The organism is Nocardioides sp. P4_G10, from assembly GCF_056401175.1.
Genome location: NZ_JBFUJV010000007.1, coordinates 50,419 through 64,845 on the forward strand (window position 1 = coordinate 50,419; position 14,427 = coordinate 64,845).

The 14,427-nt window shown below is 73.6% G+C and carries 14 protein-coding genes; 10 read left to right on the top strand and 4 right to left on the bottom strand.

Annotated features, from left to right (window positions below; translation table 11 throughout):
• The 7 genes from AC1DP1_RS10060 (at window position 1) to AC1DP1_RS10090 (ending at window position 4,386) form a co-directional block, all read left to right on the top strand.
• Window positions 1–252 (top strand): hypothetical protein, encoded by a 252-nt coding sequence (locus AC1DP1_RS10060; RefSeq protein ID WP_457190358.1) that lies wholly within the window; start codon window positions 1–3, stop codon window positions 250–252.
• A gap of 75 nt (window positions 253–327) precedes the next feature.
• Window positions 328–1,203, top strand: coding sequence for a hypothetical protein (locus tag AC1DP1_RS10065; protein WP_477506741.1), 876 nt, complete (start codon window positions 328–330; stop codon window positions 1,201–1,203).
• Window positions 1,204–1,235: 32 nt separating this feature from the next.
• On the top strand, window positions 1,236–2,015 hold the full coding sequence (locus tag AC1DP1_RS10070; RefSeq protein WP_477506742.1) for a class I SAM-dependent methyltransferase: 780 nt from the start codon (window positions 1,236–1,238) through the stop codon (window positions 2,013–2,015).
• A 30-nt stretch (window positions 2,016–2,045) separates the two neighbouring features.
• Complete coding sequence (locus tag AC1DP1_RS10075) at window positions 2,046–2,855, top strand: thymidylate synthase (RefSeq protein ID WP_477506743.1); 810 nt, start codon at window positions 2,046–2,048, stop codon at window positions 2,853–2,855.
• Complete coding sequence (locus AC1DP1_RS10080; protein WP_477506744.1) at window positions 2,852–3,355, top strand: dihydrofolate reductase; 504 nt, start codon at window positions 2,852–2,854, stop codon at window positions 3,353–3,355. The genes AC1DP1_RS10075 and AC1DP1_RS10080 overlap by 4 nt, the downstream gene beginning before the upstream one ends.
• Window positions 3,352–3,702: a GntR family transcriptional regulator gene (locus AC1DP1_RS10085; protein WP_457190348.1), complete on the top strand. Its 351-nt coding sequence runs from the start codon at window positions 3,352–3,354 to the stop codon at window positions 3,700–3,702. The genes AC1DP1_RS10080 and AC1DP1_RS10085 overlap by 4 nt, the downstream gene beginning before the upstream one ends.
• Before the next feature lie 273 nt (window positions 3,703–3,975).
• Window positions 3,976–4,386: an NUDIX hydrolase gene (locus tag AC1DP1_RS10090; RefSeq protein WP_457190346.1), complete on the top strand. Its 411-nt coding sequence runs from the start codon at window positions 3,976–3,978 to the stop codon at window positions 4,384–4,386.
• An 8-nt stretch (window positions 4,387–4,394) separates the two neighbouring features.
• On the opposite strand, the gene AC1DP1_RS10095 is transcribed toward AC1DP1_RS10090, so the two are convergent.
• The gene (locus AC1DP1_RS10095; RefSeq protein ID WP_477506745.1) at window positions 4,395–5,198 is read right to left on the bottom strand and encodes a nucleotidyltransferase domain-containing protein; all 804 of its coding nucleotides are present in this window, start codon (window positions 5,196–5,198) and stop codon (window positions 4,395–4,397) included.
• A complete protein-coding gene (locus AC1DP1_RS10100; protein ID WP_300052633.1) occupies window positions 5,195–5,527 on the bottom strand; it encodes a TfoX/Sxy family protein in 333 nt (110 codons plus the stop codon). Before AC1DP1_RS10100 ends, AC1DP1_RS10095 begins: the two co-directional genes overlap by 4 nt.
• 82 nt (window positions 5,528–5,609) lie before the next feature.
• Here AC1DP1_RS10100 and dapA point away from each other — a divergent pair, with 82 nt between their 5' ends.
• The 3 genes from dapA to AC1DP1_RS10115 all read left to right on the top strand — a co-directional run bounded on the left by dapA (window position 5,610) and on the right by AC1DP1_RS10115 (window position 10,073).
• Window positions 5,610–6,500 carry a 4-hydroxy-tetrahydrodipicolinate synthase gene (dapA, locus tag AC1DP1_RS10105; RefSeq protein WP_477506746.1) on the top strand — a complete coding sequence of 297 codons (891 nt, stop codon included), beginning with the start codon at window positions 5,610–5,612 and terminating at the stop codon, window positions 6,498–6,500.
• A 28-nt stretch (window positions 6,501–6,528) separates the two neighbouring features.
• Complete coding sequence (locus AC1DP1_RS10110) at window positions 6,529–8,214, top strand: ribonuclease J (protein ID WP_477506747.1); 1,686 nt, start codon at window positions 6,529–6,531, stop codon at window positions 8,212–8,214.
• A 77-nt stretch (window positions 8,215–8,291) separates the two neighbouring features.
• On the top strand, window positions 8,292–10,073 hold the full coding sequence (locus tag AC1DP1_RS10115; protein WP_477506748.1) for an ATP-binding protein: 1,782 nt from the start codon (window positions 8,292–8,294) through the stop codon (window positions 10,071–10,073).
• Here AC1DP1_RS10115 and cydD read toward each other — a convergent pair.
• Both cydD and cydB read right to left on the bottom strand, forming a co-directional pair.
• Entirely contained in the window at window positions 10,033–13,383 is a 3,351-nt protein-coding gene (gene cydD / locus AC1DP1_RS10120) for a thiol reductant ABC exporter subunit CydD (RefSeq protein WP_477506749.1), read from the bottom strand. The two genes, AC1DP1_RS10115 and cydD, sit on opposite strands and share 41 nt — an antisense overlap.
• Entirely contained in the window at window positions 13,380–14,399 is a 1,020-nt protein-coding gene (cydB, locus tag AC1DP1_RS10125) for a cytochrome d ubiquinol oxidase subunit II (protein WP_477506750.1), read from the bottom strand. Before cydB ends, cydD begins: the two co-directional genes overlap by 4 nt.
• Window positions 14,400–14,427 lie beyond the last annotated feature (28 nt).

Genomic DNA, 14,427 nt, shown 5'->3' on the forward strand with positions numbered 1-14,427 from the left:
GTGCTGCCCGGCCAGCCGCCGACGTTCCGCCAGCCCTCGGCCGCCGAGCGGCCGTGGTGGTGGCGCCTCGAGGACGCGTCCGGCGAGGCCGTCGAGGTCGGCGGCCACTCCGACCAGCGCTTCGCCAACCAGGGCGACGCCGAGTCGTGGGTCGGCGAGATCTGGGCCGACCTGGCCGAGCACGGCGTCGCCGCGGTGACGCTGTTCGAGCACGACCGCCAGGTCTACGGACCGATGTCGCTGAGCGCCTGACCCCATCCGCGCTGGCCACCGGATCCGAACGGTCCACGACGCCCGCCCGGGCGAGGCGGGACGGTGGGAGGTGGCATGACGGAGCGGACCGACTTCGCGACGTACGTCGACGCGCGCTGGCCCGACCTCGTCGGCGGGCTCGAGGACGAGGGCGTGCCGGGCGACCGCGCGCGGCTCGCGGTCGCCGAGGCCCTGATCGCCGCCCGTCGGTCGTGGCAGCGCCGAGTGCGCGACGAGCAGGTCGACGTCACGCTCTGGGCGGAGGTGCGCGAGTGGGCGGGGCTGCCCGCGCGGCCGGGAGAGCCGGCGCCCCACGCCGTACGTCCTCGCGACCCGCGTGACGGGCCGGAGGAGTGGCTCGAGCGCGCGGGGGAGGTGCGTGCCGCGCGTCGACGGCGGGGCGCACGTCGTGCCGTCGCCGGGCTCGCCGTCGCGGCCCTGCTCGCCGCAGCGTGGGCGTGGTGGGCGGCGCAGCCGGAGCCACCGGCCGTGCGCGCGGAGGCCAACCGGCTCCCGGTCGCGTGGTACGCCGACGGCCAGCTGCACCTCGAGGACGTGGTGGTCGAGCTCCCGGAGGTCGAGGTGTTCGTCGCCGACTTCGCCGACGGTGCGTCGCGTGCCGCCGTGGTCGCCCGGCTGCGCTCGGGCGAGGTGGTGCGGGTGGACTCGGAGGGCGAGGTCGAGCCGGTCGACGACTCGCCCGCCGCCCTCGACACGGTCCCCGTGGCGCCGCCCGTCCGCAGCCTCGGCCTGTACGACGTGTGGGTGGAGAGCGTGCCCCTGGCCGGCGGCGGATGGGCCCACCTCGTCGACTCCGCACGCCAGGCCGGTGCAGAGGACACCCTGCGGCAGTCGGAGACCGGGCGTCGCGCGGTCGTGGCATGCCCGACCGAACGGACGTGCCAGGCGCCGGTGACGGTCCCCGCCGGCGGCACGGTCCGGTTGCGCTGAGGTGCCGGTGCCCGCCGCTAGGGTCGCGCCTCGTGGCCGAAGCACTCTGGACAGGCGTGGCGCACGCCTACGCACGCAGCTTCGCCGGYCTGTGCGCCGGCGCGATCCCGACCCTGCTGGCGGGCCTGCCGCGCGACGGGCGGCTGCTCGACGTCGGGTGCGGCACCGGCGCGCTCGTCCAGGCAGCCCGCGAGGCGGGGCACGACGCCGTCGGTGTCGAGCCCGACGCGGAGATGGCCGCGCTGGCCTCGGCAGCCCTCGGCGCCGACGTGGTCGTGGGCGGCCTGCCCGACCTGCCCCTGGCCGACGACGGCTTCGACGCGGTGACGGCGTCCTTCGTGCTCAACCACGTCGACGACCCCCGCGCCGGAGCGCGTGAGCTGGCGCGGGTGGCGGCGCCCGGCGGCACCGTGCGTGCGACGATCTGGGGCGCGACCCCACCGCCGCAGGCGGTGATGTGGAGCGGGCTCCTCGACGCGGCCGGCGCCACCCGCTCCCCGTCGCCCCGGCTGCGGGTCGACCGCGACTTCGAGCGCTCGCCCCACGGGCTCGCCGGCATCCTCGGCGAGGCCGGGCTCGCGGTCACCCACGCCGGAACGCACGCCTGGCGGTGGCGCGTCGCCGCCGACGACCTGTGGGAGGGACTCACCTCGGTCGGCAACTTCGGCGTCCTGTGGCGCGAGCAGACCGACGAGGTGCAGGCCCGCCTGCGAGCGGCGTACGAGGCCCTGGACGCGCCGTGGCGCGACGGTCCCGACCTGGTCTTCGACGTCGAGTGCGTCGTGGCCGAGGCGCGCGTGCCGCGATCGTAGGAGGGTCGTAGGAGGCCGTAGAGTCGTCCCGTGCGCGCCTACCTCGACCTGCTCCATCGGATCCTCGACGAGGGAGTGGAGAAGACCGATCGCACCGGGACCGGCACGCTGAGCGTCTTCGGCCACCAGATGCGCTTCGACCTGTCCGAGGGGTTCCCCCTCGTGACCACCAAGAAGGTGCACACACGCTCGGTCTTCGGTGAGCTGCTGTGGTTCCTGCGCGGCGACACCAACGTCAAGTGGCTGCAGGACCGCGGCATCACCATCTGGGACGAGTGGGCCGACGACAACGGCGACCTCGGTCCCGTGTACGGCTACCAGTGGCGGTCCTGGCCGACCCCCGACGGCCGGCACGTCGACCAGGTCTCGCGGCTCGTCGAGGGCATCCGCACCAACCCCGACTCGCGCCGCCACATCGTCTCGGCGTGGAACGTCGCCGACGTCGACGACATGGCCCTGCCGCCCTGCCACACGATGTTCCAGTTCTACGTCGAGCCCACCCCGAACGGACCGGGACGGCTCTCCTGCCAGCTCTACCAGCGCTCGGCCGACACCTTCCTCGGCGTGCCGTTCAACATCGCGTCCTACGCGCTGCTGACGCACATGGTCGCCCAGGTGACCGGCCTTGAGGTGGGCGACTTCGTGCACACGATGGGTGACGCCCACCTCTACCTCAACCACGTCGAGCAGGCGAAGCTCCAGCTCTCGCGCGAGCCGCGCCCGCTGCCGCGCCTCGTCCTCGACCCCACCGTCACCGAGATCGACGGCTTCGACCTCGAGCACGTCGCCGTCGAGGGCTACGACCCCCACCCGGGCATCAAGGCGCCCATCGCCGTATGACCGGCTCGCTCCGGCCCGACCAGCGGGTCGTGCTGGTGGCGGCCCACGCCCGCAACCGGGTGATCGGCAACGGTCCCGACATCCCGTGGCGCCTCCCCGGCGAGCAGGCGCAGTTCAAGGAGCTCACGTGGGGGCACACCCTCCTCATGGGCCGCACGACCTTCGAGTCCATCGGCCGGCCGCTGCCCGGTCGGACGACGATCGTGCTGACCCGCCACCTCGGCTGGAGCCACGAGGGCGTGCTGGTCGCCCACACGGTCGAGGAGGCGCTGGCGCTGGCCGGCGGCCAGTCCGGTGACCTGATGGTCGCGGGTGGCGGTGAGGTCTACGACGCCCTGCTGCCGCACGCCACCCACCAGGTGCTGACCGAGGTCGACCTCGAGCCCGAGGGGGACGTGCACTACCCGCAGTTCCCCACCGGGGAGTGGGTGGAGACGCGTCGCGAGGCCTTCGACGGCTACGAGCGCGTGTGGCTGGAGCGGATGGACCCGGCCGCGTGAACCTCGCCGTCGACCCGTCCTCCGGTGTCCCTCCCTTCGAGCAGGTGCGCGACGGCCTCCGGGCGCAGGTCGACGCCGGCACCCTCGAGGCGGGCTTCCGGCTGCCGCCCGTGCGTGCCCTCGCCGACGAGCTCGACCTCGCGCCCGGCACCGTGGCCCGCGCCTACAAGGAGCTCGAGGCGCTCGGTGTCGTCGAGACCCGCGGCCGCGCCGGGACGTTCGTCGCCGGGTCGGGCGTCCAGCGGTCGCTGCGCGAGGCCGCGTCGTCGTACGTCGCCACCGCGCGCTCGCTCGGCCTGACGGACGACGAGGCCCTCGACTCCGTACGCCGCGCGCTGGGCTCGTAGCCCGTCCGCGGCGGCGCGATCCGGGGAACCTCCCGGGGCGGTGGGGCGTCACGCGCGACCACAGGAGCGTCGGGAATGAACCCGGCCCGGTCGTCGTTGGACCGGACAGCTGGCTCCGCATCAAGCCCCCGGGCCTCACCACTTGCCGCTACGAGCGGCCCTTCGCCGAGAGGCGGCTGACGGACCAGCGAGCAGCATCACTCAGCCACCCGCCGGGTAAGCCCCGGTCAGGGTGGCTGCGTGCTGTCCGGGCGCACCTGCGATCCTCGGCCCATGGAGGTCGACCGGGACAGGCACATCGTCGTCGCGGCCGTCGCGCTCGTGCGTGACGGGCACGTGCTGACGGTCCGCAAGCGGGGGACCGAGCGGTTCATGCTGGTCGGCGGCAAGCTCGAGCCCGGCGAGTCGGCCCGGGAGGCCGCGCTGCGGGAGACCTACGAAGAGGTCGGTCTGGAGATCGAGTCGGCCACCCTGCTCGGCGAGTTCCTCTCCGAGGCGGCCAACGAGCCCGGCCACTCGCTGCACTCGACGGTGTTCTGGGTGGAGTCCGACGCCGACCCGGTGGCGTCCGCCGAGATCGCGGAGGTGCGCTGGACCCCGCTGCACGACCACCCCGACGACCTCGCGCCGATGCTCGAGCACCACGTGCTGCCCGTCATCCGGGCGACGGCCGACAAGGCCTGAGCCGGCCATCAGCCGGCGCGCACCTCGAACAGCCGCAGCTCCTCGCCCCAGCCCTCGACCATGTCGGTCGTGAGGGTGTGGCCGCGGGCGGCGTCGTAGGACGAACAGGCCGGGCGAACCCGGGCGAAGGTCTCGCGGATCGCGTCCACGTCGCCCGCCAGCGTGCGCTCGACCAGCCCGAGCAGGTCGTCGGCCGGCCACCCGTCGAGCGGGTGGGTGCGGAGCTCCCAGGGGAGGTACTTGTTGTAGGGGCGCACCCGGCCGGACATCGCGAAGACGACGTCGAGCAGCCACGACACCGACTCGGCCGCGTCGAGGCGCGTCTCGAGCGGGCGGCCGTCGCGGTCGTTCTTCAGGGCGCGGTAGGCGAAGTTGAGCCAGCCGTCGAGCCGGTCGTGGTCGATCAGCACGCCGTCGGCCTCGTCCGGGGGCAGCGTCGCCTGGCGGCGTACGGCGTCGGCCAACGCGCCGCCCGTGCGGTCGAGGAGCACGGGCGCCCAGGCGTAGGACCAGCGCTGCCACCAGTCCTCGGTGCCGAACATCGGGACGTCCTGCAGCTCGGACCAGGAGTCCACCGCCTCGTCGACCTCGCGGGACTTGGCGGTCGAGCGTCCGGCGGCGGCCTCGTCGGTCAGCACGACGATCACGTCGAGGTCGGAGCGCTCGGTGGCGAGGTCACGGGCCGCCGACCCGCTCAGCACGAGCCCGAGCAGGTCGTCGCCGTGCGCCGCCTCGTTGCGCTCGGCGAGGGACACGATGGTGGACCGCTGGGCCGGGGTGAGCCACCCCGGGAGGACGAGGTCGGCGCTCACTTGGGCGGCAGCGTCCGGACGAAGGCGACGCCACGGTCGACCCACAGCTGGAGCTGGTCGTCGTCGGCCAGCCCCTCGGAGGCCACCAGCAGCCACCCGGCCATCGGCCGGCCACGCATCTCCATCGGCGTCACCGACGAGCCGTCGGCCCATTCCTCGCCGTCGGCCGGGTCGGCCCGCACCATGAGCGAGCCCTGGCTCCCGGCCGCGACCGCCATGTGCCCGTCGACCATGAAGCCGAGCCCGCCGAACATCTTCTTCGACGTCACGCCGGGCTCCCCGTCGAGCAGGTCGTGGATGCGCTGCGCCAGCTCCTCGTCGTACGCCATGTCGCGAGCGTAGGGCAGACCTCCGACAGGCACCCGGCTCGGCGCTGGAGGTCATCCCGGACCGGGGCGATAACCTTCGACCATGAGCTCCTCCGTCCCGTTCGGCCGCCTCCTCACCGCGATGGCCACCGCGTTCCACGAGGACGGCAGTGTCGACCTCGAGGGCACCGCGCGGATCGCGACGCACCTCGTCGACCACGGCAACGACGGGGTCGTCGTCAGCGGGACGACGGGGGAGAGCCCCACCACCTCGGTGGCCGAGGACGGCGAGATCCTCCGAGCCGTCCAGGACGCGGTCGGCGACAGCGCCAGCGTCATCGCGGGCGTCGGCACCAACGCCACCGCCCACTCGGTCGAGCTGGCCCGCCAGGCGGAGAAGATCGGCGTCGACGGGGTGCTGCTCGTCAGCCCTTACTACAACAAGCCCGGCCAGGTCGGCCTGCAGCACCACTTCACCTCCGTGGCCGAGGCGACCGACCTCCCGGTCATGCTCTACGACGTGCCGGGCCGCACGGCGAGCCTCATCGAGCTCGAGACCTACGAGGCGATGCGCCGCTACGACCACGTCACCTCGGTCAAGGAGGCCTCCGGCCTGCTGCCGCGCACGGCCCAGCTGGTGGAGATGGGCTACTCCGTCTACTCCGGCGACGACGTCGCCACCCTGGGCTACCTCGCCTACGGCGGCGTGGGCCTGGTCTCGGTCGTCGCGCACGCCGCGGGCGACCAGCTGGCGTCGATGATCGACGCCTGGGTCAGCGGCGACCACGCCGAGGCCCTCCGCATCCACACGTCGCTCCTCCCGGCCTTCGACGCCGTGATGGGCGTCCCCAACTACGGCGCCACCACCGCCAAGGCAGCCCTCGAGCTGCTCGGCGTGCTCGACAACCGCCGCGTCCGCGGCCCGCTCGTCGCGCTCGACGACCACGAGGTCGCGTCGCTCCGCACGGGCCTGGCTGCCGCCGGCCTCATCTGAACCACTGACAACGAACCCGAGGAATACCTTGAGCCATCCCCACCCCGACCTGAGCGCGCCCGCCCCCCTCCCGGCAGGAGGCCTCCGGGTCATCCCGCTCGGTGGGCTGGGCGAGGTGGGCCGCAACATGACCGCCTTCGAGTACGACGGTCGACTGCTGCTCGTCGACTGCGGCGTGCTGTTCCCCGAGGACCACCACCCCGGCGTGGACCTGATCCTCCCCGACTTCGAGCCCATCAGGGACCGCCTCGACGCCGTCGAGGCGCTGGTGCTGACCCACGGCCACGAGGACCACATCGGCGCCACGCCGTACCTCCTGCGCGAGCGCGGCGACATCCCGCTCGTCGGCTCCAAGCTGACCCTGGCCCTGCTCGGCTCGAAGCTGCGCGAGCACCGCCTCAAGGAGACGGCGCAGTACGAGGTCGCCGAGGGCCAGACGATCACCTTCGGCCCGTTCGTGCTGGAGTTCGTCGCGGTCAACCACTCGATCCCCGACGCGCTCGCGGTCGTCATCCGCACCGGTGCCGGCGTCGTGCTCCACACCGGCGACTTCAAGATGGACCAGCTCCCGCTCGACGGTCGGATCACCGACCTCAACGAGTTCGCGCGCCTCGGCGACGAGGGCGTCGACCTGTTCCTCACCGACTCCACCAACGCCGAGGTGCCGGGCTTCACCACCTCCGAGAAGGACATCGCGCCGGTGCTCGACCGCGTCTTCGCCAAGAGCGAGAAGCGCATCATCGTGGCCTGCTTCGCCTCGCACGTGCACCGCGTGCAGCAGGTGCTGGACGCGGCCGTGGCGCACGGCCGCAAGGTCGGCTACGTCGGCCGCTCGATGGTGCGCAACATGGCCATCGCGCAGGAGCTCGGCTACCTGACCGTCCCGCCCGGCGTGATGGTCGAGGCCAAGGAGCTCGCCGACCTCCCGCCCCACAAGCAGGTCCTCATCTCGACAGGCTCGCAGGGCGAGCCGCTGGCGGCGCTGAGCCGGATGTCCCAGAGCAACCACCACTTCGTGCACCTCGAGCCGGGCGACACGGTGGTCCTCGCCAGCTCGCTCATCCCGGGCAACGAGAACGCGGTCTACCGCGTGATCAATGGCCTGTCCCGACTGGGCGCCAACGTCGTGCACAAGGGCAACTCGCTCGTGCACGTCTCCGGCCACGCCAGCGCCGGCGAGCTGCTCTACTGCTACAACATCGTCAAGCCGCGCAACGTGATGCCGGTCCACGGCGAGGTCCGCCACATGCGCGCCAACGCCGACCTCGCCCGGGCGACCGGTGTGGAGAACGTCGTGCTGGCCGAGGACGGCGTGGTCGTCGACCTGGTCGACGGTGTCGCCAAGATCTCCGGCAAGGTCGAGGTCGGCTACGTCTTCGTCGACGGCACGACCATCGGTGACGTCTCCGAGGCCTCGATGAAGGACCGCCGGATCCTCGGCGAGGAGGGCTTCCTGTCGGTCATCGTCGTCGTCGACTCCGTGACCGGCAAGGTGGCCTCCGGCCCGGAGATCCACGCCCGCGGGTTCGCCGAGGACGAGACCACGTTCGACGAGATCCGGCAGCCGATCATCGACGCGATCGCCGCGGCGGTGCAGGAGGGCGTCACCGACTCCCACCAGCTCCAGCAGACCATCCGCCGCGTGGTCGGTCGCTGGGTCAACCGCGCGCACCGCCGGCGTCCGATGATCATTCCTGTGGTGATCGAGGCCTGACGGCCCTAGCATCGACGCGGGAGCGTACGGCGGTACCAGCAGCTGCGGGCCGTCGGACCTGGGTGGGGAGGTGGGGCATGCCGCGCAGCCAGGGTGCGTTGAGCCGGTTGGCGGAGCTGATGCGGCGCGTGAACTCCTCCACCGACACCGAGGTGATCCTCGAGGAGATCGCCCACGGGGTCGTCGACGTGCTGGGCTACGGCGTCGCCGCCATCGCCCGGCTCGAGGGCGACGTGCTGGTGATGACCAACGTCGCCGGCCCGTCCGAGGTGGTCGCGCAGATCCTCTACCGCCGCACCCCGGCCGAGCAGATCCTCGACGAGTTCCGCGAGGCCGACAAGTGGGGCATCCTCCGCTTCGTCCCGGCCGGGCGGATGTCGGCGGCGCGGCTGCAGGCGGCGTGGGTCCCCGAGTTCCAGCCGACCGGTGACCCGGACGCGTGGCACCCCGAGCACGCCCTCTACGCACCGCTCTACTCGGCGGGCGGCGAGCTGCTCGGCAACATGGCGGTCGACCTCCCGGCCGACGGCCGGGTGCCCGACGAGGCCGACCGCGAGCTCCTCGAGATGTTCGCCGTGCAGGCGGGCGTCGCACTGTCCAACGCACGCGAGCGCGAGCGCCTCACCGACCGGGTGCGCCTGGACCGGATGCTGACCACGGTGGCCGGCGCCTCGACCGCCCAGAACCTGTCCCAGGCGCTCGGCGCAGCCGTGGTGGCCGTCGCCGAGTCCCTCGGCACGGTGCAGACCGTGGTGCGCACGTTCCCCTCCGACGCGCAGGGCAGCCAGCTCGGCGTCGGGACGCCGTACGCCTTCACCTCCGAGCACGACGTGCCCGAGATCCGCGAGGACCTCACTCGCCTCGAGGAGCTCCCCGTGCTCATCGAGCTCGGCGTCGACGACCCGTCGTCACCGCAGCTGCCCCGCAGTGCGGCCCGGATGCAAGAGCTGATGCGGGGCATGCGCGTCGACCGTGCGCTCGTGTCGCCGCTCGTGTCGCAGGACGACCTGGTCGGCTACCTCGTGCTCGGCTTCGCCCGCCACGCCCGCGCCGTGACCGCCAACGAGGCCGACGCCGTGCTCGAGGTGGGCCGCCTCCTCGCCCAGACCGTCCGCGCCTCCCGCGTCCTGGAGACCGAGCAGCGCCTCGTCCAGGAGCTGCGCGAGCTCGCCCGCTACCGCAGCGAGCTGATCGCGACGATCTCCCACGAGCTCAAGACGCCGCTCACCGCGATCCTCGGCCACGCCGAGCTCCTCGCCGACCGGCACCCCGAGCTCTCCTCGATCGACGCGATCATCCGCAACGCCGGCCGGCTCAACAACCTCGTCGCCAACCTGCTCCACTACTCGCGGATCCAGGGCAGGCGCGAGACGGTGCGCCGGGCCGTCGACATCGCCGAGCTGTGCGAGGCCAGCGTCGACCTGCTCAGCATCCGCGCCAAGCAGGCCGGCGTCGGACTCCACTTCGACCGACCTGGGACGACACCGGTGGTGGTCTTCGGCGACCCAGAGGAGCTGGCCCGGGTGATCGACAACATGGTCGACAACGCCGTGAAGTACACGCCCGAGGACGGGTCGGTGTCAGTCGCGATGACGGTCGGCGACGACCAGGTGAGCGTCGACGTCACCGACACCGGCCTGGGCATCTCGATGGCCGACCAGCAGCACGTGTTCTCCGCGTTCCACCGCTCCACCAACCCGAACGCGCTCTCCGTGCCGGGCACCGGGCTCGGGCTCCCGATCGCGCAGCGGATCGCGGAGTCGCACGGCGGGACCCTGTCGGTCTCCTCCGAGCTGGGTCAGGGGAGCACGTTCACCTTCACGCTCCCGTTGCGCTCGCCGCGAGAGCAGGCCGACTGACCGAGGCGTCCGTCCCCGCCTCGAGGTGCACCACCCGGTCCATCGCGTCCAGCCCGACCGTGCCGTGGGTGATCCACAGGATCGAGCGCCCGACCCGGGCCGCCGAGTCGAGCATCTCCTCGGCGACGGCCCGCGCGGTGGGCCCGTCGAGGTGGGCGGTCGGCTCGTCGAGCACGAGGACTGGCGGGTCCGCCAGCAGCGAGCGTGCCAGCGCCAGGCGCGCGCGCTCGCCTCCGGACACCTCGCGTCGGCCCGCACCGACGTGGGTGTGGATGCCGGCGGGCAGGCCGTCCACCCACGGGCCGAGGCACGCCCGGTCCAGCGCCGCGCGGACCTCGTCGTCCTCGGCGTCCGGTCGGGCGAGCCGGACGTTCTCGGCGACCGTCGAGGCAAAGACGTGGGGGTCGTCGTCGACCAGCCCGACCCGGCGGCGTACGTCGTCGAGGGCCAGCCGCCGCAGGTCGGTCCCGTCGAGCAGCACCTCGCCGCTGACCGGGTCGATGAAGCGGACGAGGGTGGCGGCGAGGGTGGACTTCCCGCACCCGGAGGGCCCGGTGATCCCGAGGTGCTCACCCGGACGCAGGACGAGGTGGTCGAGCGCCAGTGCCGGGCGGTCGGTCCACCCCAGCTCGGCACCGTGCACCACGACGCCGTGGCCGTCGGGCAGGGGCAGGGGAGCGGCGGGGTCGCTGACCGCTGGCGCGGCGACGGCGAGCCGGTCGAGGCGCTCGCGGGCCGCACGTGCACGCACCGAGAGCGCGCCTGCGTCGGCCAGCCCGCCGACGGCATCGGCCAGGGCGAGGGGCACGAGCAGCAGCAGGGCCAGGCGGGCGGGGGAGGTGGCCGCCGGGTCGACGAGGGCGGCCACGGCGACCACGCCCAGCCCGGCTGCCGCGCTGGTGAGGGCCGTGCCGGTCGCGACGGCGCGGGAGGAGCGTCGTACGGCCCGGGCGACCCCCGCCGCCTCCTGGCGGACGGCGTCGAGGGCCCGGTCCGTCGCGCCCCACTGCTCGAGCTCGCGCAGTCCGTGCGCGAGCTCCTCGACCCGGGTCCCGAGCAGTGCGCGGTGCGAGACCACGAGCGGCTCCGCGGCGGCGGTTCCGCGGCGGGCGAGCACGAACGCGAGCGCCCCCGATCCGGCGACCAGCAGCACGACCGCGCCCGCCGCCGGGGCGACGAGGGCGGTGAGCACGGCGGCGCCGACGCCGACCAGCGCCGCGGTGACGAGCGGCTGGCGCACCCGCAGCCGGTCGTCGAGCAGGGCGTCGACGTCGTCGACGACACCGGTGAGCAGGTCACCGCGGCGCGGGCCGAGGCGACCGGGGACCAGCGGGACGAGGTCGGCGAAGACCCTGGCTCGGCGCTCGGCCAGCTCGCGGAGGACGACGTCGTGGCTGAGCACGCGCTCGGCGTGACGGAGCACCGGGCGGGCGAGCCCGAAGAGGCGGACCCCGACGATCGCCACCATCAGGTAGAGCACCGGCGGCTGCTCGCTGGCGCGGGTGATGAGCCAGCCCGCGGTCGCAGTGAGGGCGACGCCGGACGCGGTGGACAGGGCACCGAGCAGCGTGGCCGTCCGGATGCCCCACCGCGGCTGACGCTCGTCGTCCTCGTCCGGGACCACCGCAGGGGCCGCCGGACGTTGAGGGCGTACGCCGTCCGCAGCAGCCGGTCGGGTGTCGCGGGCGGCCACCGTGGCGGTCGCCGGCACCAGCTCGACCACCCGGTCGGCGGCCGCGAGCACGGCCGGCCGGTGGGCCACCACGAGCACCAGGCTGCGCTCCGCGAGGAGGGCGAGGGTCTCGAGGAGGACCTGCTCGGTCTCCTCGTCGAGGTGGGCGCTCGGCTCGTCGAGGAGCACGACGGGACGTCCGGCGAGCACGACGCGGGCGAGCGCGACGCGAGCCCGCTGGCCGGCGGACAGACCGGCACCGTCCTCGCCGAGCGGCGTCTCCAGGCCGTGGGGGAGGGCGCGTACGACGTCGGCGAGGCCGACGCTGCGCAGGGCCTCCCAGACCTCGTCGTCGCCGGCCGAGGGGCGGCCGATCCGCAGGTTGGCGCCGACGGTGTCGGCCAGCAGCCACGGTCGCTGCGGTGCCCACCCGACCAGGCTGCGCCACCAGCCCGGGTCGAGGTCGGCGAGCGGGGTGCCGCCGAGCCGGACGTCGCCGGCCACGGGCGCCAGCTCGCCGCGGATCGTCGCCAGGAGCGTCGACTTGCCGCAGCCGGACGGCCCGGCGATGGCGACCAGGCCCCGGTCGGGCAGCTCGAGGTCGAGCGGACGGGTCAGGGCAGCGCCGGGGGAGTGGCCGATCTCGAGGTCGCGCAGCACGAGCCCGGTGGCGGTGGGCAGGGCCGTACCGGTCTCGACCAGGCCGGCCCGCGCCAGGAGGGCGTCGGCGTCGGCGAGGGCGGCGGTGCCTTCGGCTGCCGCGTGGAACTCCGCGCCCACGCGACGCAGCGGCCAGTAGGCCTCGGGGGCGAGCAGCAGGACGGTGAGGGCGACCTGGAAACCGACGCTCCCCGACGCGAGCCGCAGGCCCACCGTCACCGCCACCAGTGCGACGGACAGGGTGGCGATCAGCTCCAGCACCGACGAGGAGGCGAAGGCGACCTTGAGGGTGTCGACGGTCGCGCGGCGGTAGCGGTGCGTGACGGACCGGATCGTGGCGACCTGCGCCTCGGCGCGGCGGTGGGCGACGAGGGTCGGCAGCCCGCGCACCACGTCGAGGAAGTGCCCCGAGAGCGCCTCGAGCGCGCGCCACTGCGTGCGGGCGCGGTCGCGGGTCGTGAGCCCGACCAGCACGGCGAAGACCGGGACCAGCGGAAGCGTCAGCGCGACCACCAGGCCCGAGAGCGGGTCGAGCCAGGTGATCGCGGCGAGCGCGACGAGGGGGAGGACGACGGCCGGCACGAGCGCGGGGAGGTAGCGCGTGACGTAGGGCTCGACGCCGGCGACGCCGCGGGTGGCCAGCACGACGAGGCGGGCGGGCGACAGGTCGTCGCTGCGGCGTGCGGCGTCCAGGAGCCGTTGCCGGAGCGCCCCGGAGACCTCGCCCGCCGCACGGGCCGCCGCCCGCTGGCCGACGTACGCCGCACCGGTCCGCAGCAGCACGAGACCGGCGAACGCCCACGCGGCACCCGTCCAGCCGCCGGCCGGCGGGGTGACGGCTGCGACCACGAGCGCACCCAGTGCGAAGGCCTGCGCCACCGTGGCCAGCCCTCCGACGACCCCGCTCGCGACGACCAGGGACAGGGCACCGCGCGCGGGACGGAGGTGGCGGAGGACCGCCGGGTCGACCGGCTTCACTTCGCCGCGTCCGCGAGGACCGGCGTGGGGATGTGGTGCACCGCGATCCGCTTGCGGAACACCCAGTAGGTCCACGCCTGGTAGCCGAGGACGATCGGGGTGAAGACGACCGCGACCCACGTCATCACCTTCAGCGTGTACGCCGTCGCCGCCGCGTTGGTGGTGGTGAGCGAGAAGGCGGGATCGGTCGTCGACGGCATCACGTCGGGGAACAGCGCCACGAACAGGCCGGCGACGGCGAGGCCGATCGTGAGGAAGGTGCCGACGAACGCCCAGCCCTCGCGGCCGCGCACCGCCGCGAGCAGGCCGCCGACGAGCGACAGCGCGGCGACCACGAAGACGACCGCCGAGACGCCGGTGCCCGTCTTCAGCTGCGTCCACGTCAGGAAGACCACGGCCAGCACGGCGGCGACCGCGCCGATCCGTACCGCCAGGTCGCGGGCGCGGTGGCGGATGTCGCCGTCGGTCTTGAGCGCGACGAACATCGCGCCGTGCGTGGCGAAGAGCGTCAGCGTGACGAGCCCGCCCAGCAGGCCGAAGGGGTTGAGCAGGGTGAGGAGCGTCCCGGTGAACTCCTTGTCGGCGTCGATCGGCACGCCCGCGACGATGTTGGCGAAGGCGACGCCCCACAGCACCGCCGGCACGAACGACCCCCAGATGATGGCGAGGTCCCAGCGGCCCTTCCAGCTGTCGGCCTCACGCTTGTGGCGGTACTCGAAGGAGAGCCCGCGCACGATGAGCGCGACCAGGATCATCAGCAGCGGCAGGTAGAACCCGCTGAAGAGGGTGGCGTACCACTCGGGGAAGGCCGCGAAGGTCGCGCCGCCCGCCACGAGCACCCAGACCTCGTTGCCGTCCCACACCGGCCCGATGGTGTTGATCATGACGCGTCGCTCGGTCTCGTTGCGGGACAGCACGGGCAGCAGCATCCCGACTCCGAAGTCGAAGCCCTCGAGGCAGAAGTACCCGACCCACAGGACGGCGATCAGGGCGAACCAGACGGTGGTCAGTTCCATGGTGTCTCTCTGGTGTCTCTCTCGTGGT